At 60.9% G+C, this 22383-nt stretch carries 18 protein-coding genes and 1 tRNA gene; 11 read left to right on the forward strand and 8 right to left on the reverse strand.

What is annotated here, in order from left to right; all coding sequences use genetic code 11:
- Positions 1–321: 321 nt before the first annotated feature.
- From CBW24_RS08725 to CBW24_RS08740, 4 genes are all read right to left on the reverse strand, one after another.
- Positions 322–2034: an AAA family ATPase gene (locus CBW24_RS08725; protein ID WP_097373359.1), complete on the reverse strand. Its 1713-nt coding sequence runs from the start codon at positions 2032–2034 to the stop codon at positions 322–324.
- A 462-nt stretch (positions 2035–2496) separates the two neighbouring features.
- Positions 2497–3192: a hypothetical protein gene (locus CBW24_RS08730; protein WP_198405157.1), complete on the reverse strand. Its 696-nt coding sequence runs from the start codon at positions 3190–3192 to the stop codon at positions 2497–2499.
- Between the two features lie 391 nt (positions 3193–3583).
- Positions 3584–4009, reverse strand: a complete 426-nt coding sequence (locus CBW24_RS08735) for a hypothetical protein (RefSeq protein ID WP_097373360.1) — start codon at positions 4007–4009, stop codon at positions 3584–3586.
- Positions 4002–4385, reverse strand: coding sequence for a hypothetical protein (locus CBW24_RS08740; RefSeq protein ID WP_097373361.1), 384 nt, complete (start codon positions 4383–4385; stop codon positions 4002–4004). The genes CBW24_RS08735 and CBW24_RS08740 overlap by 8 nt, the downstream gene beginning before the upstream one ends.
- Positions 4386–5333: 948 nt before the next feature.
- Here CBW24_RS08740 and CBW24_RS18835 point away from each other — a divergent pair.
- The 3 genes from CBW24_RS18835 (at position 5334) to CBW24_RS08750 (ending at position 7494) form a co-directional block, all read left to right on the forward strand.
- The gene (locus CBW24_RS18835) at positions 5334–5498 is read left to right on the forward strand and encodes an HNH endonuclease (RefSeq protein WP_198405158.1); all 165 of its coding nucleotides are present in this window, start codon (positions 5334–5336) and stop codon (positions 5496–5498) included.
- A gap of 72 nt (positions 5499–5570) precedes the next feature.
- Entirely contained in the window at positions 5571–6461 is an 891-nt protein-coding gene (locus CBW24_RS08745) for an AbiJ-related protein (protein WP_097373362.1), read from the forward strand.
- 115 nt (positions 6462–6576) lie between these two features.
- The gene (locus CBW24_RS08750; RefSeq protein ID WP_157773176.1) at positions 6577–7494 is read left to right on the forward strand and encodes a hypothetical protein; all 918 of its coding nucleotides are present in this window, start codon (positions 6577–6579) and stop codon (positions 7492–7494) included.
- A 423-nt stretch (positions 7495–7917) separates the two neighbouring features.
- Here the strand turns inward: CBW24_RS08750 and CBW24_RS08755 are convergent.
- Both CBW24_RS08755 and CBW24_RS08760 read right to left on the reverse strand, forming a co-directional pair.
- Positions 7918–7992 (reverse strand) — tRNA-Asn (locus CBW24_RS08755).
- A gap of 70 nt (positions 7993–8062) precedes the next feature.
- Entirely contained in the window at positions 8063–8977 is a 915-nt protein-coding gene (locus CBW24_RS08760) for an MBL fold metallo-hydrolase (protein ID WP_232529638.1), read from the reverse strand.
- Between the two features lie 36 nt (positions 8978–9013).
- On the opposite strand from CBW24_RS08760, the gene CBW24_RS08765 reads away from it, so the two are divergent.
- On the forward strand, positions 9014–10354 hold the full coding sequence (locus CBW24_RS08765; protein WP_097373364.1) for an ATP-binding protein: 1341 nt from the start codon (positions 9014–9016) through the stop codon (positions 10352–10354).
- 20 nt (positions 10355–10374) lie between these two features.
- Here the strand turns inward: CBW24_RS08765 and CBW24_RS08770 are convergent, their stop codons facing one another.
- On the reverse strand, positions 10375–11358 hold the full coding sequence (locus tag CBW24_RS08770; protein WP_309764088.1) for a glucokinase: 984 nt from the start codon (positions 11356–11358) through the stop codon (positions 10375–10377).
- A 48-nt stretch (positions 11359–11406) separates the two neighbouring features.
- Positions 11407–12723 (reverse strand): GH1 family beta-glucosidase, encoded by a 1317-nt coding sequence (locus CBW24_RS08775; RefSeq protein ID WP_097373365.1) that lies wholly within the window; start codon positions 12721–12723, stop codon positions 11407–11409.
- 423 nt (positions 12724–13146) lie between these two features.
- Here CBW24_RS08775 and CBW24_RS08780 point away from each other — a divergent pair, with 423 nt between their 5' ends.
- The 7 genes from CBW24_RS08780 to guaB all read left to right on the forward strand — a co-directional run bounded on the left by CBW24_RS08780 (position 13147) and on the right by guaB (position 22383).
- Complete coding sequence (locus CBW24_RS08780; RefSeq protein ID WP_232530310.1) at positions 13147–14448, forward strand: ABC transporter substrate-binding protein; 1302 nt, start codon at positions 13147–13149, stop codon at positions 14446–14448.
- An 84-nt stretch (positions 14449–14532) separates the two neighbouring features.
- On the forward strand, positions 14533–15525 hold the full coding sequence (locus CBW24_RS08785; protein WP_088663801.1) for a carbohydrate ABC transporter permease: 993 nt from the start codon (positions 14533–14535) through the stop codon (positions 15523–15525).
- Between the two features lie 13 nt (positions 15526–15538).
- Complete coding sequence (locus CBW24_RS08790; RefSeq protein WP_097373367.1) at positions 15539–16672, forward strand: carbohydrate ABC transporter permease; 1134 nt, start codon at positions 15539–15541, stop codon at positions 16670–16672.
- Between the two features lie 6 nt (positions 16673–16678).
- The gene (locus tag CBW24_RS08795; protein WP_088663799.1) at positions 16679–18340 is read left to right on the forward strand and encodes an alpha-amylase family glycosyl hydrolase; all 1662 of its coding nucleotides are present in this window, start codon (positions 16679–16681) and stop codon (positions 18338–18340) included.
- A 73-nt stretch (positions 18341–18413) separates the two neighbouring features.
- Positions 18414–19505, forward strand: coding sequence for an ABC transporter ATP-binding protein (locus CBW24_RS08800; protein WP_097373368.1), 1092 nt, complete (start codon positions 18414–18416; stop codon positions 19503–19505).
- 85 nt (positions 19506–19590) lie between these two features.
- A complete protein-coding gene (locus tag CBW24_RS08805; protein ID WP_097373369.1) occupies positions 19591–20841 on the forward strand; it encodes an MFS transporter in 1251 nt (416 codons plus the stop codon).
- Positions 20842–20934: 93 nt separating this feature from the next.
- On the forward strand, positions 20935–22383 hold the full coding sequence (gene guaB / locus CBW24_RS08810; protein ID WP_097373370.1) for an IMP dehydrogenase: 1449 nt from the start codon (positions 20935–20937) through the stop codon (positions 22381–22383).

The raw sequence follows: 22383 nt of genomic DNA on the forward strand, positions 1-22383 counted from the left end.
CCTATGCACTTGTGGCACAGATAAGCGTCGCGGAGACTCGAAGCGCAATGTCGGCTTCGAGCCCAAACTGACCACTTCGGTCGCAGAAGGCTTTGCAGTTGCCGCATAGTCACGCCTGTCGCGAACGGCCCACAGCCGACCTCGGTGCTCCGCGCGGCGAACGGCAGCTTCGAGCCCATTTCGGCACTTTGCTAAGTTCGCGCATATAGCACAGGGCACCATGAAGCGAACGGCACAAACCGGACCTTTGAACTTAGCGCAGTGAACAGTAGGTTGGAGCCCATACTGGCCACCCTCGATACAATAAATTTTACTTCCTGCTTATTCATTTAAGATAGCTGCGATCCTGTCGAGTAAGTCCAAAGCAATCGGATTTTCCTCGCTTGATTTCCCGATTGAATCCCTTCTGCCGACCGAGTTTCCCAAGCCGTGACTTGGCAGGACGTGGACACATCCCTTTAAGACCGCCTTCAGAAACTCCTTCCCCTTAATGGCGCCGATCGAAAACCCTCCTATCTCTCCCCATCGAGCTATTGGGTTTCTCCCAGCAACATTCGGCAATTGCGCAACCGCAGCCGAGTATGCGGCCGAGAATTCAGACATCACATCATTCTCGTCAAATTTCGAGAAGGCCCAATCAAGGATCTCCTGAGCAATTTCAGGCGCAACGTCTAAGGTCCGAGCGATGTGAGGGACTTCCAAGAACTGACTCTCAATGTCAGAACCGGATGGCACCCAATACGGAATACTGCATGTATCATAGTTCTTTTTGGCGGCCCATGCGATCACATCTTCATCACTCATGAAGTCACGATCACGATGAACGAGGACCTTCACTCCCATCTTTTTGGCGATAGATCTCGCTTTACTCCCATCAGGCAAAGAATCTTTCCCAAAAGTAGGCCAAATTAGGCATCTACTTTGAAGGTTCGGCCGCGCACTCAATATGCTTTCAAAATATTTAAGGTTGCCGTCTTCGGTGAAGATTATAATTTCCTTATCGAGGGCACTCCACCCCATCTTTTCCTTGACCAAATCGCCATGACCCTTGACTGCGCCATCAGCAATCCAGTTGATCTTAGCATTGTCAGGCAATGCCCGAACAAGGGCTGGCGCGTGTGTCGAAACAATAATCTGCGTGTCAGGGAAATGCGCTGTAGCTTTGCTTAGTGCACGAATTAGCGCCTGCTGCCGAGTGGGGTGCAAGTGTGCATCGGGTTCATCAACCAGCATAAGCTTTGGCTTAAAATACAACAAATACGCGAATATTTGAACTACTTGCAGAAAGCCAGTGCCTGCCATCTCTATGGCTTTCCAAGCCACTTGATCGCTCTGTCCGACAACCTTCATGTCTGGCGTCATGAAACGGACATCAATATTTTTGTCTCGAAGCCGATCGAATTTTACCCAGAATCGCACACCCGGAAGAACTATTCCAACCCAAGTCGAAAGCTCAATCAGCTCTATATACTCCGATCCAGTGCCGTCCTTCGACCCGCTGATTTGCAGAAGAACTTGTCGAAGCGCGGAGCCGCCCTCGCCAGATGATGCCTTCCTATGCATGACCGGAATAGCAAGAATTGTTTCTTCTTCCGCCAGTCCTGCCAGCCCGGGTATAAAGGCCGTCGAGGGCTTTTCGTCGTGCGTGAGTGCCTCCTTCAAAGGTCCATGGATAGATACCTTAACTCCTGCATCGTTGCGCGCAGCGCCAATCTGTATTTCCGTTGTCTTGTAGTCGTCATCGACGAGCCTCACTGTCGACTTTCTGCCATTAGACGTATTTTGCAGCTTCAACTTATGACCGAGGTCAAGAAACTCCTTGCTCGGGACGTAGTCCATCTGGTCCAGCGTAACTTTTCCTGAGGCATCTGCGAGCGTGGCGCACCTGATCGACCAGTGCAGCGCTTTGAATATCGAAGACTTTCCTGATCCATTCTCCCCCACCAGAACTGTAAGGTTCGAAAGCGGAACCTCTATCTCATTGTCGATTTTGAGAAAATTCCCAATCTTTACTGACTTGATGAACTTCGCCATTATTGATATTTTCTCATCTTTTGCGTCGATTTTGATCCACGGAAGAAACTGGCATAGGCCCGACGTGTAGAACTGGTGCCACCATGTCGGGCGACAGCGTGGAAAGCAAGATTTGCACAGGGAGTCGGGAGAATTTACATCATCGGTCCGTAAATTCGGGGATCGCGCTGACAGGTCGATGCGATCACTCAAACAGGATATGCGCGAACCTCGCCTTCAGTGCAACGCTTCATCATGCCCAACGGCTTGCAAGTCTGTTTCGAACCTCTGTGACGCATTAGAGCGTCAACCTTTCTTAGCCCAGTTCCTTCGCATAGAAACGCTGGCGCTATGCACAACGGACGTCCGCTTCCCGTCCTTCCAGCGGAAGGTCTTCGCAAATGCGGCGGCAATCATGCAGATGCAGCGAAGGTCCGCAGAGCGGACCTCCACGGTAATCCGCTTCCGAAGCGATAACCGCCTTCAATGGCGGCGTTTCGATATACCAAGCTCTCGAACCGCATCGAGCAACCCATAGACAATGAACGGGTTCGGGCAGCGGGCCTCGGGATGGGAGAAGTCGATGACCGTCGCATCTTCCCCAGCCCTACAATAGCGCACGCCGCGTGTCGTGCGTTGCCACTGCGCTGGCGGTTCATCCAGCAACGCCGAGACCGCCCAGCCGGCCGTGCCGCAGCAGATCACCAGATCCGGCCTGTAGATGGAGAACTGGCGGCGTAGCAAGCTGCCCCTAAGCGACGCGGCATCGGCGATTTCCGCGGCGACCGAGGTGTGGCCTCCCGGCTCCTTCTTCAGGTTGATCGCGGCAATCGAGGCCAGAAGGTCACGGCGATCGTCGGTCGAGACGGGTTCGAGCTCGTCCCATGTCAGGTCTCGAGGCATGGCGCGGATGCCTCTGACCCAGCGGCTCACGTTGTTCCAAGTCTGGCTCCGTCCTCCGTCGCGGATGAACTTTCGCAGGTCCCAGCCGCCGCCTCCAGGGTCGTTGACCTCCTTCAGCACGAGCAGAATCCGGATATCGCTTTGCGCGTAAAGATCGGCATTCGCAGCGCCGTCGGTCACCATCTTGGGGCTGAGGGTCCGCCATTCCTCGAACAGCGCCTCCTCGGCGGCACGAATGCCCTCGCCGTTCCCGGTGGTGGGTGTCAGGTTGTTCATGGCATACCCCTGCTCATTTCCATCTAACTATTATGGCGCGAAAGGAATAAAATTCCCACACCTTCAGCGGGAGCCAATGTCAGCTTCCCGCCCTTTATTTGAGGGCGTCTTGCAGGTGCAGTGTCACTCGATCGCCTTAGCGAGCGGCAGGAAGGTCCGCACAGCAGACCTTGGCCCCGACTGCGGCGACCGTCAGCTCCCCGCGCACATTCGAAAGGCCCTCGCGGGCGCTGCAGAAATCATGCAGGTGCGGCGAGCAGCAGAAAGGTCCGCACGGCCGACTTTTAGGACAAAAGGGTTGGGTGCTGATGCCGTTGCTTTCTTTGGTGGATAAGCGGGAAGTGATACTTCGTGCCCGCCCCGATGAAATCAGGGCGGGCCATGTTACTTCCTATGATCTGAGATCGGCGAGGACTTCTTCTGTTCGGATGAGGTTCCTGACCTCACTCATGCGCGTGGCCAGACTATGAAGGCGTGTCCGCAGAGCCAGGAGAGCAAAACCGCTTTCCGTGAGAACTTCCTCTTCGTGGCCCCCAGAGGTGTCGTATTCATCGTGGACGAAGTAGGTCGTAGTCGAGTTCGCAATGCTTCCCTCGAGACCCTTCGCCATGTCACGAACTGCGGCGATGTCGCACGTTACGATGAGAAGGACGCTTTCTATCCTCGATTTTAGGTCGAGAGCTTGCCGGGTGTGCTCCGGACACAGGGCTCCGCAATCCTCAGCCTCATCGAACGCGAGTATGACTTCGTCCCCGGTTTCTAACGTGCGGTAAATAGCCGAGTGAAGGTGGTCTGCAGGTCGGATCAGCTCATCCATCTTTCGCCTCCCCGCGTCGCCCGGTGCCCGAGTTCCGGATAGAAAACTCGGTAGCGTTGATGGCCTCTTGGAGTTCGTCCGCCAGCAGGCAGATGTCTTCGACATACGGGGCAGCGGGATCCAGGCGGGCGAAGTAAGCTGCTTCCGGTCGCTGCGCGTCATGAACGTGATGAAGGGTAAGTAACTCGTGCAACGCTTGGAAATCGCTGCTGCGCACGCAACCGATTGAGGCACCGTATTGGAGCCGCTCGATCGTTGCCTGAACTCGCCTGAACCAGGGAAGACCGCCGAGGAGCAAAGCCGCGTTCTGCAGCGCTTTGGAATGCCTTGCGACGAAATGATGGAGGGCCGTAGAGCCCATGGGAATATCGAACATGATGTTCTCCCGTTAAATGCCCTCAGCTGGATGCCTCAGGTGACAAGTTGATGAGCAGCCGTGGTGCCGTAAGCTCTTGCCTTCGTTCAAAGGATTCGGTTTGTTCTTTCGGCGCTCTCACCCGGAGAAGCGCCGAAAGGATGAACCGAATTTCCGGAAGATCATTCGAAAGTTAAAAGTTTTCTCGCGTTGGCGATGACCTTCTGAATAACGGAGCAGTAATGCGCAAGCCGCTTGATGAACGAGGCAATGAACTCGACTCGAACTTCTCTATTAAAGTTCGCCCGGACGCATTTGATGTCTTCATGGAGTCACAAGGGGGTTCTACAGGTGGCCAGCCGCCGCGTAATACCGACTACGCGAAGGCGCTTGCACAACACCTCGCCCGATTGGCCGAGCACAATTTAACTCTGCTCGAGGTCCAGGTTGCCAGCGCCCCCGCGGAGAAGATGCCGGAGGAGGATCGCATAATCGAGCCAAGCGGGTATAGGTTTCCGCTTGCATTGTCGGGGGTGCATGATTTCAACGATCTCAGATTGGCACTTGGTCGTGAGGTGGCGGCTTTCAATAATATGAGAGGGCCGGGGGGAAACCCAACCAAGCGCATATGTCTGCGGGTGCAGTGGCCCGGGGCCAGCTCAACGTCAGAGAAAGAACTAACGAACATACTTGTGGGCCAGCCCCCTGTGGAGGCTCCCACGGCCGATCCCAACGAACTTCAGAAACGTATTGACCGAGCTCTGGCGCGGCGTAGGTCAAGCTCGTCAGGAAGAAATGCTCCCCCAGCAGGGCAGGTAAACGTGCCGAAGGTCCCTGGCACACCGAGATTTATCCGTGACCCAGAAGTCATTGCTTGGGCTCTGGAGGAGGCCGATGGCAGATGCGCACTGTGTCGCAACCCGGCACCATTCAAGCGAGCGGATGGAGAGCCCTTTCTGGAGGTGCACCATGTTCGGCCGCTTGGAGGGTGGGCCTGATACAACAGACAATGTGGCCGCCTGCTGCCCCAATTGCCATAGACAGCTGCATCATGATCCCGCCCGAAACAGTCTCCGTAACCGTCTGCTGGCGACGGTAAAGCATCTAAAGGACCATCCGCCGCGTCCATGTTAATGCAGCGATCCATAAAATCGAGTGTCGTTCGCTCAGCTGGCGTCGGCCCTCAAACTTGCAGGTCGTAATACAATGACAAGCCACCAACACTTTCCGAAGGAGTTCCGCCGCGCGGTGGTGGAGCGTGTAAACCGGTCAAATGGCTACGGCTGGTGCGCATACGAAGATATCGAGGATTTCTTCTCCGAAATCGTGGATCTTGAGAACCTGCCATCAGCTGATGGCCGATATGAGAATGCCGCTGTAGATTTGCATGCCCACACTGTGTGGAATGAAGACTATGAATTCGAAAGCTTACTACGAGATGCGAGATTTGACCCGCTGCTGATGACGGACCCGCAGTTCAAGAAGTTCGTGGAAACAGGTTTGCGGAATGACTTCCAGAGAAGGCTGTTGCCGCCAAATGAGGCGGGCAGGCTGCATGATTCATCTTTCGAAGGCGATGAAGGCAGGCCAATTGCCGATTTGATCCGCCCCATGTTTCAATCAATAGGTTTCGACATCGTTCATCGAACTGAATTCGGCGTGGGCGTCGGGTATCAGGTGGTGTCCGCCAAGGTCAATGCCAGCAATCAGGGCCGTGCGCATAGTGCAAATCCCGCTCCGCTACAATACAAGGGGCTTCAGTTCAGGTCGAAATGCGAGATAGATTTCTTTAAGGATATATACTCAGCAGGTTTCTTGGTGGCCCCGCTGCCCGTGTTTGTTCATAAGCCCACGAGGCGACGTGTTGAACCCGATTTCGTCATCGTGAAGTTCGGAATATGGGCAATTATCGAACTGGACGGCAAGGCTTGGCACAATGAGTCTCCAGCCGACGCATCGCGACGCCTTGAGCCCTTTACTGACGAGAATGTTCGAATTATTCGTTTTACCGACGGTGAGCTTGCGAGCTCCGAGGGGCGCGGAAGGGCAGTGTCAGAGATTCTCAGGAAATTTGAGAACTGGCGAATGTCTCGTTAATACATAGATCGTCATGATATGGTGTCCCAGAAATTGGTAAAGGCTGGAAGTGATAATATATATCGACGAGTCGGGTAATTTTGCGCCCACCTCAGGGGCATCAAGCGTCTCGCTGGTGGCGGCATTGGTATTTTCGGGAAGTGGCTTCGGCTGGTTTTCGCGGGAATACGCTAAACTGCGGCGCCGCCTGCCCAAAAACAATGGTGAAGTAAAGGGGAGGCTGCTGAATGAATCTCAATCGCGCCGCGTAGTGGATCTTCTGCGCCGTTCGGGGGCTTTGCTCGAAGTTGTTGCTACCGACGCTGCCTATAATTCACCTCAGGAAGTGGAGCGCCATCGTTCTTTGCAAGCTTCAGCGATGACCGCTCACTTGACGCCTTCGCACCAGCCGTCGCTTGTATCAGAAGTTTGGAGCATGCGGCAGGAACTCGAAGGAATGTCTCCGCAGTTGTATGTTCAGTCGGTCTCCATGACTGAACTTATTTATAATGTGCTCTATCATGCGGACATTTTCTATGCATTCCGTGAGCCATCAGAGCTGGGTCGGTATTCGTGGATTATCGATGCGAAAGGAAGGGACGGAACTACCGATTGGGAGCACTGGTGGTCCCGCATGGTCCGCCCCATGCTTCAATCAAAATCCTTACGTCAACCGTTTCCCAGGGTGGAAGAGGGTGACTATTCTTACCAAGTCCACATGAGGATGGGTCTTCCTGAGCATCTTCGGCCATTTTCGAACGGTAATGATAATTGCTTCGATCTTAGGCCGATCTTGGAGGATGTAGATTTTTCTTCGGAAACTCAAGCCGGACTCGAGGCGGTCGATATTTTGGCGAACGCCGTTCGACGGTCGTTATCCGGAAACTATCAGAGGTATGGATGGATCGAAATTCCGCGCCTCATGATCCACCGGAATGATCACTATATTAGGCTATTTACCGTTGCCGGTGCTAATGTCGATATTGAATTGCCTGAGTATGCTGATGTGCTAAATGACTTCCGAGCCGGCGGGCGGAGCCTGTTTCCTTCATGACGGTGGAGGAATGGTGACCAGAAATTTCTGTGTTGCGTATGCACAGATATGCGTTGCACAGGACTAACGAGCCCGCTCTGTCCAAGAAGCGATCGGTTCACTCGGTGTTCGGTTGGCAACTGAGACTGAGTATTGAGTGTGATCGGTAGGGAGGAGCAGCGCGCAGTGCGTGCCTGCTTCGCAGCCCGAATCTTTGATCGGAATTTGAAGTAGTAGGGGCGACCTACCACTCGGTCCAGAATCGCAAGACAGGCTCACCGAAGTTGAAGCTGTGTCCAACCGCTGCTGTCGACAGGGGCTCTCCGATGTGAGAAAAGTGCTGACTACAGCCTTGCAAGAACCCCGTTGGCCCACATCGGACCCGTCAGCGGTTCACGCGACTTTCGCGCAAATGATATCTGTAGCTTGAACCCCAGGTGGGGTTGGCTCCGGCGGTAGGGATCGAACCTACGACCAATTGATTAACAGTCAACTGCTCTACCGCTGAGCTACGCCGGAACACGGGGGCGTATTACAAAGCCACGGCGGGGGTGTCCAGAGGAAAATTCGGGCGACCTTGCGGAAGCTGTCAGATCAGCTCGAACTGCGCGTGCGGCGACAGGATCGACTGGCTTTGGGCTAGGTTTCGTTCCGTCAGATCAATGAGATGAGCAAGCACGTTGCGGGTTGCGGCGGGGATCAGGGCGGGCGGGGTATCGGTGTAGATCGCTTGCGCCAGCTCGGCGGCGGTGGCGGGGCCTTGGGCGAGCTGGGTGCGGATCTGGGCGTCGCGCTGGTCCCGATGGGCGAGCAGGGCATCTATACGGGCCTGTGGCGCCTCGATCGGGGCGCCGTGACCGGGCAGCAGCTGCGTTGCATTCAGCGCGCGCAGCCGGGCACAACTGTCGCGAAATCTGGTCAGATCGCCATCGGGGGGAGAGATCAGTGTCGAGGCCCAGCCCATCACGATATCGCCGCAAAACACCCATGTGCCGCTATGCAGGCTCAGGTGGTCCGCGGTGTGGCCGGGGGTGTGCAGGGCGGTAACGGACCAATCGCCCAGTGCCAGCACCTCGCCATCGCGCAGCAAGTGATCGGGGGCAAAAGCGTCGTCGTGGCCCTCACCGCCGCCGATATCCCCCAGCGCCGCGAGCGCGGCCATGATCGGGCGTCTTGTGACCTCCGCCGGTGCGAAGGCGAAAGTCGGGGCACCGGTCCGGGCTACCAGACGGGGGGCCAACGCGGTGTGATCCAGATGCCGATGCGTGACGATGATCGCGGCAATATGTTCGCCGGGCTCCAGCGCGGTCAGCAGCGCCGTCAGATGCTGCGGGTCGTCCGGGCCTGGATCGATCAAAGCCACCGCGCCGGTGCCAAGGAGATAGCTGTTGGTGCCGCTATGGGTCATCGGCGACACATTCGGTGCCCGCACCCGCCTGAGGTCCGGCGCGATCCGGCGCAGGGGCAGGGCCTCGGCACCGCTATCGGGATCGCGTGTTTGCACCTTTCGGTTCCTCCGCTTCGCGTCTAGCGTTCTGACATGGATTTCAGCTGGTTGAAACGCTCAATGCCGCGGGGGCTTTATGGCCGCGTCGCCCTTATCCTGCTGCTACCGGTCGTGGTGTTGCAGCTGGTGATCTCTGTCGTGTTCCTGCAGCGCCATTTCGAGGGCGTCACCCGGCAGATGACGAACTCGACGGTGCTGGACCTGAGCTACCTGTTGGCCGAGATGCGCGCCGCCCCCGATGCGACGGCGGCGCTGGCCGGGACGGAGGCGCTGCGTCAGGCGCTCAATCTGGATCTGCGTCTGCCCGCGGAGCCGGAGCTGGGCGACCGGCGGATGTTTTACGATATCTCCGGGCGCACTGTGATCGCCATCCTGCATGACCGGCTGGAAGGGGTGGAGGGGATCGATCTTGCGGCCTCGACCCGCGTCGTCCGGGTGCAGGTGGCCACGCCGCACGGGTTGGCGGAAATCCGGTTCGACAGGCGGCGGGTGTCGGCCTCGAACCCGCATCAGTTGCTGGTGCTGATGGTGGTGACGGCGGCGCTGATGACCTTTGTGGCGTATCTCTATCTGCGCAATCAATTGCGGCCGATCACCCGGCTGGCACAGGCGGCGCAGGATTTCGGTAAGGGCAGGGTGGTGCCATACAAGCCCTCCGGTGCGACCGAGGTGCGGGCCGCTGGCAGCGCCTTTCTCGATATGCGCAACCGGATCGAGCGTCAGACCCAGCAGCGCACGATGATGCTGTCCGGCGTCAGTCATGACCTCCGCACGCCGCTCACCCGGATGAAACTGACCCTGTCGCTGATGGAGGATGACGCGCCCGAACGGGACGAAATGGCCCGCGATGTGGACGAAATGCAGCGCTTGCTGGATGCGTTTCTGGACTACGCCCGGGACGGGGCGCTGGATGACGTGGCGCCATGCGATCCGGTCGCAATGGCGCAAGATGTCGTGGATGGCGCGCAGCGCGGAGGCGGCGCGGTGACGCTGCTGGCCCCCGCCTGTGACGACCCTGCCTTGCTCGATCAGCCGGTGCTGTTGCGGCGGCTGGCGGTGGAGCGGGCGCTGGGGAACCTTGTGGGCAACGCCATGCGCTATGCCCAGCGGGCGGAGGTGTCGGTCACGCTCTCGGAACGGATGGTGCGGTTCACGGTCGAAGATGACGGCCCCGGCATTCCCGAGGCGGAGCGGGATGAGGCGATGCGCCCGTTTTCCCGGCTCGATCAGGCGCGTAACCAGAACCGGGGCGCGGGCGTCGGGCTGGGGCTGGCGATCGCGCTGGATGTGGCACGCACCCATGGCGGTAGCCTGCGCCTGTCGGAAAGCGAAACGCTAGGTGGCCTGCGCGCCGATCTGGTGCTTCCGCAGTAACGGGGGATGCGCGCGCCGGTTTACAGCTGCCGCAGTGCGTCCAAATGGGCGGCGATGCCGATCAGCGCGGCGTAGTCATCCTCGACCGCGTCGATGCGGAAGTTCTTCATGAACCCGGCAAACCGGCCCTTGTCCAAAAACGCATCGGCAAAGCCCAGCTCCACCAGCAGTGGCGCGAAATGGCGTGCCACGCCGCCCACCAGACAGATGCCGCCAAAGGGCAGATGCATCAGCGCCAGATCGCCGGTCACCGCGCCGAGGATGCGGGCAAAAACCTCGCCCGCGGCGCGCGCGCGGGCATCTTCGCCAGACTGGATGCCCGCCATGACCTGCGCGGGGCTCAGGCTGCGCGGCTCGCCCGCGTCACGGCTGAGCCATGCGTCAATCGCGGCAAGGCCACGACCCGAAAGAACATCCTCGACCGCAGGAAACCCGTGCACTTCCTCGACAAAGCGCGCCAGCGCAAGGTCGGCCTCGCTGCGCACCGGCAGGCTGACATGGCCCGCCTCGGACGGGGGCACATAGCGGCCGGTTTCGGTGTTATAGACCGGAGAGGCATTGAACCCGGTGCCGACATTGACCACCAGCTGCGCCGCATGCGGGCCGCCATCAGGCCCCGACAGCAACGGACGCAGCGCGCCGGTATGCAGATGACCCAAAGAATGACCTTGGGCCTGCATGTCATTGAGAAGAGTGACAGTTTCGGCCTGAGTGGTCACGCGGATCACATCGCGGTCCAGCTTCCAGTCAAGGTTGGTCATCGCCGCCTTGCCATCGCGCACCGGACCGGCCACCGCGACTCCCGCGGCGATGCAGTCATGGCGCCCCTCATCGGCAAAGAAGGCCTCCAGCACCTCGCCAAAGCTGCCGTGATCGGCGTTGCGATAGCGCCGGATCGTGCTTTCGACCAGCTTCGGCCCCTCGGCCAGCGCAATCCGCGTGTTGGTGCCGCCGATATCGGCAATCAGAGAGAAGCGGTTGGCGGGGCTGGACAGGATCGGCATCGGAAGGCTCCGTAGGCTGTTGGCGCGGTGGGGCGGGCCGGGATCGGGCTAGTGGCTCAGCGCATCGCGCAATGCGTGATAGGACGCCTTCGGGGTGCGCTTCAAGTCGTCATGATTGACATGGACCAGTCCGAAGCGCGGTCCATAGCCCAGCGCCCATTCGTAATTGTCCAGAAGCGACCAGATGAAATAGCCGCGCAGATCGACGCCATCGCGCAGGGCGCGCCGGGCCTGCGCCAGATGCGTGCGCAGATAGTCCATGCGCTCGGTATCGGGGCGGGTCAGCGTATCGTCATGGGCCATCCCGTTCTCAGTGACATAGATCGGCACGCCCGGCGCATAGTCGCGCGCGATCATCATCAGGAAATGATGCAGCCCCTCGGGGTGAATCTCCCAGCCGAGCGAGGTGGTCGGCAATGTCGGCTCGGCCTCGGCCATATTGGGCCAGGGGCCCGGCGCGTGCCGGATGCGTTTGCGCGTGTAATAATTGAGCCCGATCCAGTCGAGCGGCGCGGCGATGGTGGCCATGTCCTCTTCCCAGTCCTCGGGCATATGCGGGGCGAACCCGTCAAGGATGGTGCCGGGATAGCGGCCATGACAGGCGGCCTGCAGGAAGAAACGGTTGTAATGCTCGTCATAGCGCGCGGCGGCAGCGCGGTCGGCGGGGCTGCTGGGATCGGCGGGCTCGGCCGCTTCGCAATTGAACACCCCGCCCAGATTGCCGATGCCCATCTGACGCAGGGCGCGGATCGCCAGCCCATGTGCCAGCATGACATGGTGACACGCGCGCGCGGTGGCACGGATGTCGCGCAGGCCGGGCGCATGGATGCCGTGAAAATGGCTCAGCCATGTGACGCACCACGGCTCGTTAATCGGTGCGACGGACCAAAGCCTGTCGCCGATCCGGTCCGCGACGATGCCTGCGTAATCGGCAAAGCGCAGCGCGGTATCGCGATTGCGCCAACCGCCACGATCCGCCAGCGCGGACGGCAATTCCCAATGGTACAGCGTCGCCGCGGGCTTCAGCCCGCGTTCCAATAGCCCGTCGACAAGCCGGTCATAGAAATCGAGACCCTCGCGATTGACCATGCCGCGCCCGTCCGGCAGCACCCGCGCCCACGACACCGAAAACCGGTAGGCGTCAAGCCCGGCCCCCGCGACCAGATCCAGATCTTCGTCCATGCGGTTAAGGTGATCGATTGCCCGCGCCCCGGTCTGTGCCCCCACCACATTGCCGGGCGTTTCCGCGAAATCGTCCCAATGGGTGCGTCCTGCTCCGCCCTGCGCGTGGCCCTCGATCTGATACGCGGAGGTGGCCGCCCCAAAAACGAAATCAGCGGGGAAATCCTTGCGGTCGAAGAGCATCGCGTTTCGCTCCGTGCCTGTCTGTCGTGGTTGAGTTAGCGCAAACGGTAAGCCCTTGCGCGGCAAGGGTCAAAGGCTGGTTTGCCAGCTTCCCATACGGCATCCGGCGCGTCGTGTGAACAGCCTGCGGGCACAACATGCCGCGTTCATAATCATTTGGAATGGCGCGATATCTTTCAGCGCGAGAACGCGCCGTCGCCGTTGACATGCACCATTGTGCGCCTACGCTATCCCCGAACCCAGAGCGTGCGGCGGGAGGCGGCGCGCGGGTCCGATGACACGCGCCCCGGTTGCGGGCTGCGCCTGAAGGGGAGGTAATCACAGATGACTTTCGCGACGAGACGACTTCGTGAGCCACGCAAAATTCATGCCCGCAGCGCACTTCGGCTTGGCGTTGCCGGTCTGGCGCTTGGTGCGGCAGGGATGGCGCAGGCGCAGGATCTGCCGTTTGCGGTGGGCGAGGGCGATTTCAGCTGGGACAGCTATGAGACCTTTGCCGAGGCGCATGACCTGACCGGGCAGACCATCACCGTGTTCGGCCCGTGGCTGGGAGGGGAGAAAGACAATTTCGACCGCACGCTGATGTATTTCGAGCAGGCCACCGGCGCGGATGTGCAATATTCCGGCTCCGACAGTTTCGAGCAGCAGATCCTCATCGATGCCGAGGCTGGCTCCGCCCCGAACCTCGCCGTGTTTCCGCAACCGGGACTTGCCGCCGATATGGCGAGCCGGGGCTATCTGACGCCGCTCACGCAGGAGGATGCCGACTGGGTGCGCGACAATTACGCCGCCGGTCAATCATGGGTCGATCTGGGCACCTATGCCGATGCCGACGGCACCGATCAGTTCTACGGCATCTTCTATCGCGCCGATCTGAAATCGTTGGTCTGGTATAGCCCTGAGAATTTCGAGGATGCGGGCTACGAAGTGCCCGAAACGATGGAGGATCTGAAAGCGCTGACGGAACAGATCGCCGCCGATGGCGAAACGCCGTGGTGCATCGGGCTGGGGTCAGGCGCCGCGACGGGCTGGCCCGCGACCGACTGGGTCGAGGACATGATGCTGCGGACCCAGTCGCCCGAGGATTACGACGCATGGGTCGCCAATGAGATGCCGTTCGACGATCCCAAGGTCATCGGCGCGATCGAAGAATTCGGCTGGTTTGCCCGCAACGACGATTTCGTCAATGGCGGCGCCGGGGCCGTGGCCTCGACTGACTTCCGCGACAGCCCCGCCGGACTGTTCGAGTTCCCGCCGCAATGCTACATGCACCGGCAGGCAAGTTTCGTGCCCGCCTTCTTCCCCGAAGGCACCGTGGTGGGCGAAGATATCGATTTCTTCTACCTCCCCGCCTATGAGGCGCAGGATCTGGGCAAGCCTGTTCTGGGCGCGGGCACGGTCGTCGGCATGACCAACGAAAGCGACGGCGCGCGGGTGTTCCTGGATTGGCTGAAAACGCCCATCGCGCACGAGCTTTGGATGGCACAGGGCGCATTCCTGACGGCCCATAGCGGCGTGAATACCGACACCTATATCAACGACACGTCGCGTCGGATGGGTGACATCATGCTGAACGCTGATACGTTCCGCTTCGATGCATCGGATCTGATGCCGGGGGCCATCGGTGCGGGCGCGTTCTGGACGGGCATGGTCGATTACGCCGGCGGCGCGGATGCCAAGGAGGTCGCGAGCCAGATCCAAAGCACGTGGGACTCGCTGAAGTAAATCGCACCGCACTGGTCGGCCCGTCCGGCCAGTGCGCGCACAGCCCTGTGCATTCCGCGCCATCTAAACAGGGAATTCCGCCTCATGGATCAACTCGTCGCCGCTACCTTCACGATGGTTGCTGGCGTCTTCGGCTGCGTGGCGTATTTCTACCTCTCCAACCTGATCCTCGACACCGCATTGCCACCGCGCGGGCCGCGCGCGGGGCGCAACATCAACCGGGCCAATGCGATCCGCCCGTGGCTGTTTCTGTTTCCCGCGATCTTTGTGCTGGGCGTCTACCTCGTCTACCCGGTGTTCAATTCGATCTGGCTGTCGCTTCATGACAAGACCGGCAATCGCTGGGTCGGGGCGGACAACTACCTGTGGATGCTGAACGACAGCGAATTTCGCGAAAGCTTCGTCAACAACATCCTGTGGCTGATCGTCGTGCCTGCGGCCTCGACATTCTTTGGCCTGATCGCGGCGGCGCTGACAGATCGCATCCGGTGGGGCAATATCGCCAAGTCATTGATCTTCATGCCGATGGCGATCAGCTTCGTCGGGGCCTCGGTGATCTGGAAATTCGTCTACGACTATCGCGGCGCCGATCAGGAGCAGATCGGCCTGCTCAACGCCGTGGTCGTGGCTTTGGGCGGCGCGCCGGAGGCATGGATCACCACGCCGTTCTGGAACAACCTGTTCCTGATGGTGATCCTGATCTGGATTCAGACAGGATTTGCGATGGTGATCCTCTCCGCGGCCCTGCGCGGCATCCCCGAAGAAACCATCGAAGCCGCGATCCTTGACGGTGCCTCGCCGCTGCAAATCTTTACCAAGATCAAAGTGCCGCAGATCTGGGGCACGATTGCCGTAGTCTGGACGACGATCACCATTCTGGTGCTGAAGGTGTTCGACATCGTGCTGGCCATGACCAACGGGCAATGGGGCAGTCAGGTTCTGGCCAACCTGATGTTCGACTGGATGTTCCGGGGCGCGGATTACGGGCGCGCCTCGACCGTGGCGCTGGTCATTATGGTCATGGTGATCCCGATCATGGTCTGGAACATCCGCAACGCCCGCAAGGAACTGGGATGAGGAACGCGCGCTGATGGATTCGATCGCCGGAACCAAATCCTCGCTGACATGGGTGGTCAACATCACCGTCGTGCTGCTGGTAGTGTTGTGGACGCTGCCCACGGCGGGGTTGCTGATCTCGTCCTTCCGCGACCGCGATCAGATCACCGCGTCGGGATGGTGGACCGCGCTGTCGGCCTCGGAACAGAATATCGGCTTCCGCGCTGCCAGCCCCGAGGAGGCGCGCCCCGAAGGCGATCTGTGGGTGATCACTGGCAACGCGTTCGGCACCGAGGAGGGCACGCTGTCGCGGTTCGGCACGTCCTCCCGCGCGCCGGCGGCCTACGAGGCGGGGACCACGGTGGAGGATGACGGCGCCCGCATCACCGTCGAGACCGACGGAAGCTACCGCATCGAATATGCCACCCAGCCCGAAGGCCGCCGGGGCATGCGGATCTTTGGCACGGCGGTGGAGCCTCCGGCCTTCACTCTGGCCAATTACGAGCGGGTGCTGTTTTCCGAAGGCATCGGTCAGAGCTTCATCAACACCATGACCGTGACGCTGCCCGCGACGGTGATCCCCATCGTGATCGCGGCCTTCGCGGCCTATGCGCTGGCATGGATGCAGTTTCCCGGTCGCGCGTTGCTGATCGCCGTGGTGGTCGGGCTGTTGGTCGTGCCGCTGCAAATGTCGCTGATCCCGCTTTTGAAGCTGCATAATGCGGTCGGCATTGGCAAAAGCTACCTTGGCATCTGGCTGGCGCACACGGCCTTTGGGATGCCGCTGGCGATCTATCTGCTGCGCAACTATATCGCCGGGCTTCCGCGCGAAATCATCGAAAGCGCCCGCGTCGATGGGGCCACGGATTTTCAGATCTTCGTCAGGATCATCTTGCCGCTTAGTTTTCCGGCACTCGCCAGTTTCGCAATCTTCCAATTCCTCTGGACATGGAACGACTTGCTTGTCGCGACCGTTTTTTTGGGTAACACCGAACAGCAGTTGGTGATGACCGGCCGTCTGCGGGAGCTTCTGGGTTCGCGTGGCGGCGATTGGGAAATCCTCGCCGCTTCGGCCTTCGTGTCCATCGCGGTGCCGCTGGTGGTGTTCTTTGCAATGCAGAAATACCTGGTCCGGGGCCTCCTCGCGGGCTCGGTCAAAGGTGGATAAAACTTCATGACAGCACAGGCACTGGAAAAAACGGGGGCCACCCCGCATCCCGAGACCGACCGCGACTGGTGGCGCGGCGCAGTGATCTATCAGATCTATCCGCGCTCGTTTCAGGACAGCAATGGCGACGGGGTGGGCGATCTGCTCGGCATCGTCGAACGGCTGCCCTACATCGCCTCGCTCGGGGTGGACGCGGTGTGGATTTCACCGTTCTTCACTTCCCCCATGAAGGATTTCGGCTACGACGTCAGCGATTACTGCGATGTCGATCCGATGTTCGGCGGGCTGTCGGACTTCGACGCGGTGATCGAGACCGCGCATCTTTACGGCATGAAGGTGCTGATCGATCTGGTGCTGTCGCACAGTTCCGATCAACACCCGTGGTTCCAGCAAAGCCAATCGAGCCGCGATAATGACAAGGCCAATTGGTATGTCTGGGCCGATCCGCGCCCCGATGGCACCCCGCCCAACAATTGGCTGTCGATCTTTGGCGGGCCAGCATGGCAGTGGCATCCGGGGCGGGAGCAGTATTTCCTGCACAACTTCCTCACCTCGCAGCCCGATCTGAACTTCCACGAGCCGCAGGTGCAGGACGCGCTGCTGGGCGTGGCGCAGTTCTGGCTGGATCGGGGTGTTGATGGGTTCCGGCTCGACACCATCAACTTCTACGTCCACGACAAGGAGTTGCGCGACAACCCGCCTCTGGCCAAGGCCGAGCGAAACGACTCCATCGCGCCATCGGTGAACCCCTATAACCACCAGCGCCACCTATACTCCAAGAACCAGCCCGAAAATCTGGAGTTTCTGGCCAAGTTCCGGACGCTGATGGACCGCTATAACGCCGCCGCCGTGGGCGAGGTGGGCGATGCGCAGCGCGGGCTTGAGATCCTTGGCGAATATACCGCCGGGGATAAGGGTGTGCAGATGTGCTACGCCTTCGAGTTTCTGGCCAAGGACATCCCCACCGCCGCGCGCATGGCGGAGGTGTTTCATCACTTCAAGGAGGTCGCAGGTGACGGCTGGGCCTGCTGGGCATTCTCCAATCACGACGTGGTGCGTCACGCGACCCGCTGGCATCTGAGCCCATCCGCGATGCGCGCCTACACGACGCTGATCATGTGTTTGCAGGGCTCCGTCTGCCTGTATCAGGGCGAGGAACTGGGCCTGCCGGAGGCCGATGTGGCCTTTGACGATCTGCAAGACCCCTACGGCATCGAATTCTGGCCCGAATTCAAGGGCCGCGACGGTTGCCGCACGCCGATGGTCTGGAATGAGGAGCTGCTGCATGGCGGGTTCAGCTCCGCGCGCCCGTGGCTGCCGGTCAGTTCCGAACATCTGCACCTGTCCGTGAACACGCAGGAACATTCGCCTGACGGGCTGCTGCACCACTACCGCAAGGCTATCGCGTTCCGCCATGCCCATGCGGTGCTGGATAAGGGCGACATGACCGGCATCACCGCCGAGGGCGATGTGCTGAGCTTCTACCGCATCAGCGAGGACGAAGAACTATTCTGCGCCTTCAACCTGTCGGATACGCCGTCCGCGATGACGGTGCCCGAGGGCGATTGGCATCATATCGGGACCGAGATTAACAGCGCCGGTCCCGGCTATGGCAACGGGCTGACGCTGGGCCCGTGGCAGCCCTGCTTGCTGCGGCGCAAGACCTGACGACCGACAGTGTCGGAACCGGCGGCGGGGGGCGCATGTCCGTCCCCCGCCGCGGCAGAAGGGAGGGGAGGACATGGCCGATCTGAAACTGACCGATGTCGCCAAGGCTTATGGTAAGGTCGAGGTGCTGTCGCACATCAATCTCGACATTCGCGCTGGCGAACTGGTGGTGTTTGTCGGGCCGTCGGGCTGCGGCAAGTCCACGCTGCTGCGGATGATCGCGGGGCTGGAGCGGATCTCCGGCGGCACGCTCGAAATCGATGGGCAGGTGGTCAACGATGTGCCCCCCGCACAGCGGGGCATCGCGATGGTGTTCCAGTCCTACGCGCTTTATCCCCACATGACCGTGCGCGACAACATGGCCTTCGCGCTGAAAATTGCGGGCAAAAGCCGTGCCGAAATCACCGAAGCGGTCGATAATGCCGCGCGCATCCTGCAACTGACCCCCTATCTCGACCGGCTGCCCAAAGCCCTATCGGGCGGCCAGCGTCAGCGCGTGGCCATTGGCCGGGCCATCGTCCGCGATCCGAAGGTTTACCTGTTCGATGAACCGCTTTCGAACCTCGACGCCGCGCTGCGCGTCGCCACCCGGATCGAGATTGCCCAGTTGAAGGAGGCGATGCCCGACAGCACCATGATCTACGTCACCCACGATCAGGTCGAAGCGATGACGCTGGCCTCGCGCATCGTGGTTCTGGCGGGGGGCGGCATTTCGCAGGTCGGCACGCCGCTTGATCTGTATGAGCGGCCCGAGAACGAATTTGTCGCGCAGTTCATCGGCTCGCCCGCCATGAATCTGCTGCCGGGCGAGATCATCGCAACCGGCCCGCAAACCACCGTGCGTCTGGCCGGCGGGGGGGAGGCCGTCGCAGCAATTCAAACCAGTGACAGCGATCTGGGCCGCGCCGTGAACCTCGGCGTCCGGCCCGAAGACCTGACGCCCGCGGACGAAGGTTGGCTCTACCAAGGCGAGGTGGCGATCACCGAGGCCTTGGGCGAAGTGACGCTGCTCTATTTCCAGCCCGAAGACCCGGCGGCCAAGATCGGCGTTATTGCCAAGCTGCCCGGCATCCACCCCGATCTGAAGCACCGCACCGTCGGGCTGCGCGCGGCGCCGGAGAAGATCCACCTTTTCGCCAATGGCCGGTCGTTGCTCTATCGATGACCGGCAGGGCATGCCTCCGGCGGGGATATTTATCCCATGTTGAAACCACCGGGCGCGTGCAAGGGCAGGGCGGGGAGCAGCTTAGGTGAGCCGACTTGCCCGGTTCATCGCAGCCAGCGGCATGACCAACCTCGCCGATGGCGTCGCCGTCGTTGCCTGGGCGTGGCTCGCGTCCTTGCTCACCCGTGATCCGGTGTTGATCGCCGTGGTGCCAGTGGCGCTGCGTCTGCCTTGGGCGGTGTTTGCCCTTCATGCCGGGCTGGTGGCCGACCGCATGGACCGGCGGCGGCTGATCCTGCGGATGGATCTGCTGCGCGCGCTGGTTTTCGCCGGTGTCGCGGCTGCATTGTGGCTGGCGCTGCCGCTTGCGCCGGTGCCCGCGCGCGGCGTGGCGATGCCGGGGCTATTCGCCGTGATCTGCGCGGCGGCGCTTTGTGTCGGGATCGCGGAGGTCTATCGCGACAATGCCGCGCAGACCGTGCTGCCTGCGCTGGTGCCCCATGCGCGGCTGGAGCGCGCCAATGGCAGGCTCTGGAGCGTCGAGATCATCGGCAATGCGCTGTTGGGGCCTGCCCTTGGCGCGGCACTGATCGCGGTGGCGCCGCCCATGCCATTTGCTGCCAATGCGGTGGCCTTTGGCGCGGCGATCCTGCTGGTGCGCGGCATTCAGGGGCAGTTCGGCACGCCCCCCGCCACGCCCGGCCCGTGGCGGGCGGAGCTTGGCGCGGGGATCGCGTTTTTGCGCAGTCAGCCGGTGTTGCGCCTGCTGGCGCTGATCACCGGGATCTGGAACCTGTTCGAGCAGATGATCCTGATCGCGCTGGTTCTTTATACGCAGGAGGTTCTGGACGCGGGCGCGCGCAGCTACGGTCTGATCCTTGCCAGCGGGGCAATTGGCGGGTTGTTGGGCGGGCTCTGCGCCGAACGTGTCGTGCAGTCATTGGGCCCCGGGCGGGTGCTGCGGCTGGCGCTGACCTGCTGTGCGCTGGCCTTCGCCGCGCTGCCGCTCACCGGCACTGTAGTGGGGGCTGCGCTGGCCTTTGCCGCGTTTCATTTCTTTGGACTGCTGTGGAACACCGTGTCGGTGTCCTATCGGCAGCGCACGATCCCCGACGCGCTGAGGGGGCGGGTCAACAGCCTCTATCGCCTGCTGGCCTGGGGCATGATGCCGCTGGGGTTGCTGGCCTCCGGGCTTTCGGTCCGGCTGGCCGGGCTGATCACCACCCGCGAGGTGGCGCTTGGCGTGCCGTTTGTCCTTGCGGCATTGGGGGCGGGGCTGCTGACGGCGCTGAGCTGGCGGGCGCTGGGACGGGGCTTTGCCCGGCCCACACGCTAGCGCTCGGGCCCGATTGCGCCGCACCGGGTCTTTCCCCTGCCCGATATCCGTGCAATAGGGACGCGCCAAACGACACCTCCCGAGGAGATACTCATGGAGATTCGCGAGGCTCTCACCTTCGACGACGTGCTGCTGGTTCCGCAGGCCAGTTCCGTGCTGCCTTCCACCGCGAACGTGACCACCCATGTCACGCGCTCGATCTCCATGAACATCCCGTTGCTTAGCTCGGCCATGGACACCGTGACCGAGGATCGCATGGCGATCAGCATGGCGCAGGCGGGCGGCATTGGCGTGATCCACCGCAACCTGACGATCGAGGAGCAGGCCACGCAGGTCCGCCGGGTCAAACGGTTTGAAAGCGGTGTCGTCTACAACCCGATCACCCTGACCCCCGATCAGACGCTGGCCGATGCCAAGGCGCTGCAGGACCGCTACAACGTCACCGGGTTTCCGGTCGTGGACGAAGGCGGGCGCGTCGTGGGTATCGTCACCAATCGCGACATGCGTTTTGCCTCCGATGACCGCACCCCGGTCAAGGTGATGATGACCTCTGACAATCTTGCCGTGCTGGTCGAGCCGGTGGAATTGGACGAGGCCAAAAGCCTGATGAAGGCGCGCCGCATCGAGAAGCTTTTGGTCACCGATGGCACCGGTAAGCTCACCGGGCTGCTGACGCTGAAAGATACCGAAAAAGCCGTGCTGAACCCCAATGCCTGCAAGGATGATCTGGGCCGGCTTCGGGTTGCCGCTGCTTCCACTGTGGGCGATGCCGGGTTCGAGCGCTCCGCCGCGCTGGTCGATGCAGGCGTCGATATCGTGGTGATCGACACCGCGCATGGCCATTCCTCCGGCGTCGCCGATGCGGTCGCGCGCGCCAAGGCGCTGTCGAACCATGTGCAGGTCATTGCCGGCAATGTCGCGACAGGCGAGGCCACGCGCGCGCTGATCGATGCGGGCGCGGATGCGATCAAGGTCGGCATTGGCCCCGGCTCCATCTGCACCACGCGGATGGTTGCGGGTGTCGGTGTGCCGCAGCTGACCGCGATCATGGATTGCGCCAAGGCCGCAGGCGATACCCCGGTGATCGCCGATGGCGGCATCAAGTTCTCCGGCGATTTCGCCAAGGCCATCGCCGCGGGCGCGTCCTGCGCCATGGTCGGCTCGATGATCGCGGGCACGGATGAAAGCCCGGGCGAGGTGATCCTGTATCAGGGCCGGTCGTTCAAGGCCTATCGCGGTATGGGGTCTCTCGGCGCGATGGCGCGCGGTTCGGCGGATCGTTACTTCCAGAAGGACGCGGCCTCCGACAAACTCGTGCCCGAAGGCATCGAGGGGCAGGTGCCCTATAAAGGGTCCGCTGGCGCCGTGGTGCACCAACTGGTCGGCGGCCTGCGTGCCGCGATGGGCTATACCGGCTGCGCCACGGTCGAAGAGATGCGCCGCAATTGCCAGTTCGTGAAAATCACCGGCGCCGGGCTGAAGGAAAGCCATGTGCACGACGTGACCATCACCCGCGAAAGCCCGAACTATCGGCTGGGCTGA

Origin of the sequence: Pacificitalea manganoxidans (assembly GCF_002504165.1) — a bacterium.
Lineage (GTDB): Bacteria > Pseudomonadota > Alphaproteobacteria > Rhodobacterales > Rhodobacteraceae > Pacificitalea > Pacificitalea manganoxidans.

Excerpts from the sequence above, each read along its gene's own strand:
- CBW24_RS08725 (WP_097373359.1), bottom strand. The coding sequence starts at position 2,034 with ATGGCGAAGTTCATCAAGTCAGTAAAGATTGGGAATTTTCTCAAAATC.
- CBW24_RS08730 (WP_198405157.1), bottom strand. The coding sequence starts at position 3,192 with ATGAACAACCTGACACCCACCACCGGGAACGGCGAGGGCATTCGTGCC.
- CBW24_RS08735 (WP_097373360.1), bottom strand. The coding sequence starts at position 4,009 with ATGGATGAGCTGATCCGACCTGCAGACCACCTTCACTCGGCTATTTAC.
- CBW24_RS08740 (WP_097373361.1), bottom strand. The coding sequence starts at position 4,385 with ATGTTCGATATTCCCATGGGCTCTACGGCCCTCCATCATTTCGTCGCA.
- CBW24_RS18835 (WP_198405158.1), top strand. The coding sequence starts at position 5,334 with ATGTTCGGCCGCTTGGAGGGTGGGCCTGATACAACAGACAATGTGGCC.
- CBW24_RS08745 (WP_097373362.1), top strand. The coding sequence starts at position 5,571 with ATGACAAGCCACCAACACTTTCCGAAGGAGTTCCGCCGCGCGGTGGTG.
- CBW24_RS08765 (WP_097373364.1), top strand. The coding sequence starts at position 9,014 with ATGGATTTCAGCTGGTTGAAACGCTCAATGCCGCGGGGGCTTTATGGC.
- CBW24_RS08770 (WP_309764088.1), bottom strand. The coding sequence starts at position 11,358 with ATGCCGATCCTGTCCAGCCCCGCCAACCGCTTCTCTCTGATTGCCGAT.
- CBW24_RS08775 (WP_097373365.1), bottom strand. The coding sequence starts at position 12,723 with ATGCTCTTCGACCGCAAGGATTTCCCCGCTGATTTCGTTTTTGGGGCG.
- CBW24_RS08780 (WP_232530310.1), top strand. The coding sequence starts at position 13,147 with ATGGCGCAGGCGCAGGATCTGCCGTTTGCGGTGGGCGAGGGCGATTTC.
- CBW24_RS08785 (WP_088663801.1), top strand. The coding sequence starts at position 14,533 with ATGGATCAACTCGTCGCCGCTACCTTCACGATGGTTGCTGGCGTCTTC.
- CBW24_RS08790 (WP_097373367.1), top strand. The coding sequence starts at position 15,539 with ATGGATTCGATCGCCGGAACCAAATCCTCGCTGACATGGGTGGTCAAC.
- CBW24_RS08795 (WP_088663799.1), top strand. The coding sequence starts at position 16,679 with ATGACAGCACAGGCACTGGAAAAAACGGGGGCCACCCCGCATCCCGAG.
- CBW24_RS08800 (WP_097373368.1), top strand. The coding sequence starts at position 18,414 with ATGGCCGATCTGAAACTGACCGATGTCGCCAAGGCTTATGGTAAGGTC.
- guaB (WP_097373370.1), top strand. The coding sequence starts at position 20,935 with ATGGAGATTCGCGAGGCTCTCACCTTCGACGACGTGCTGCTGGTTCCG.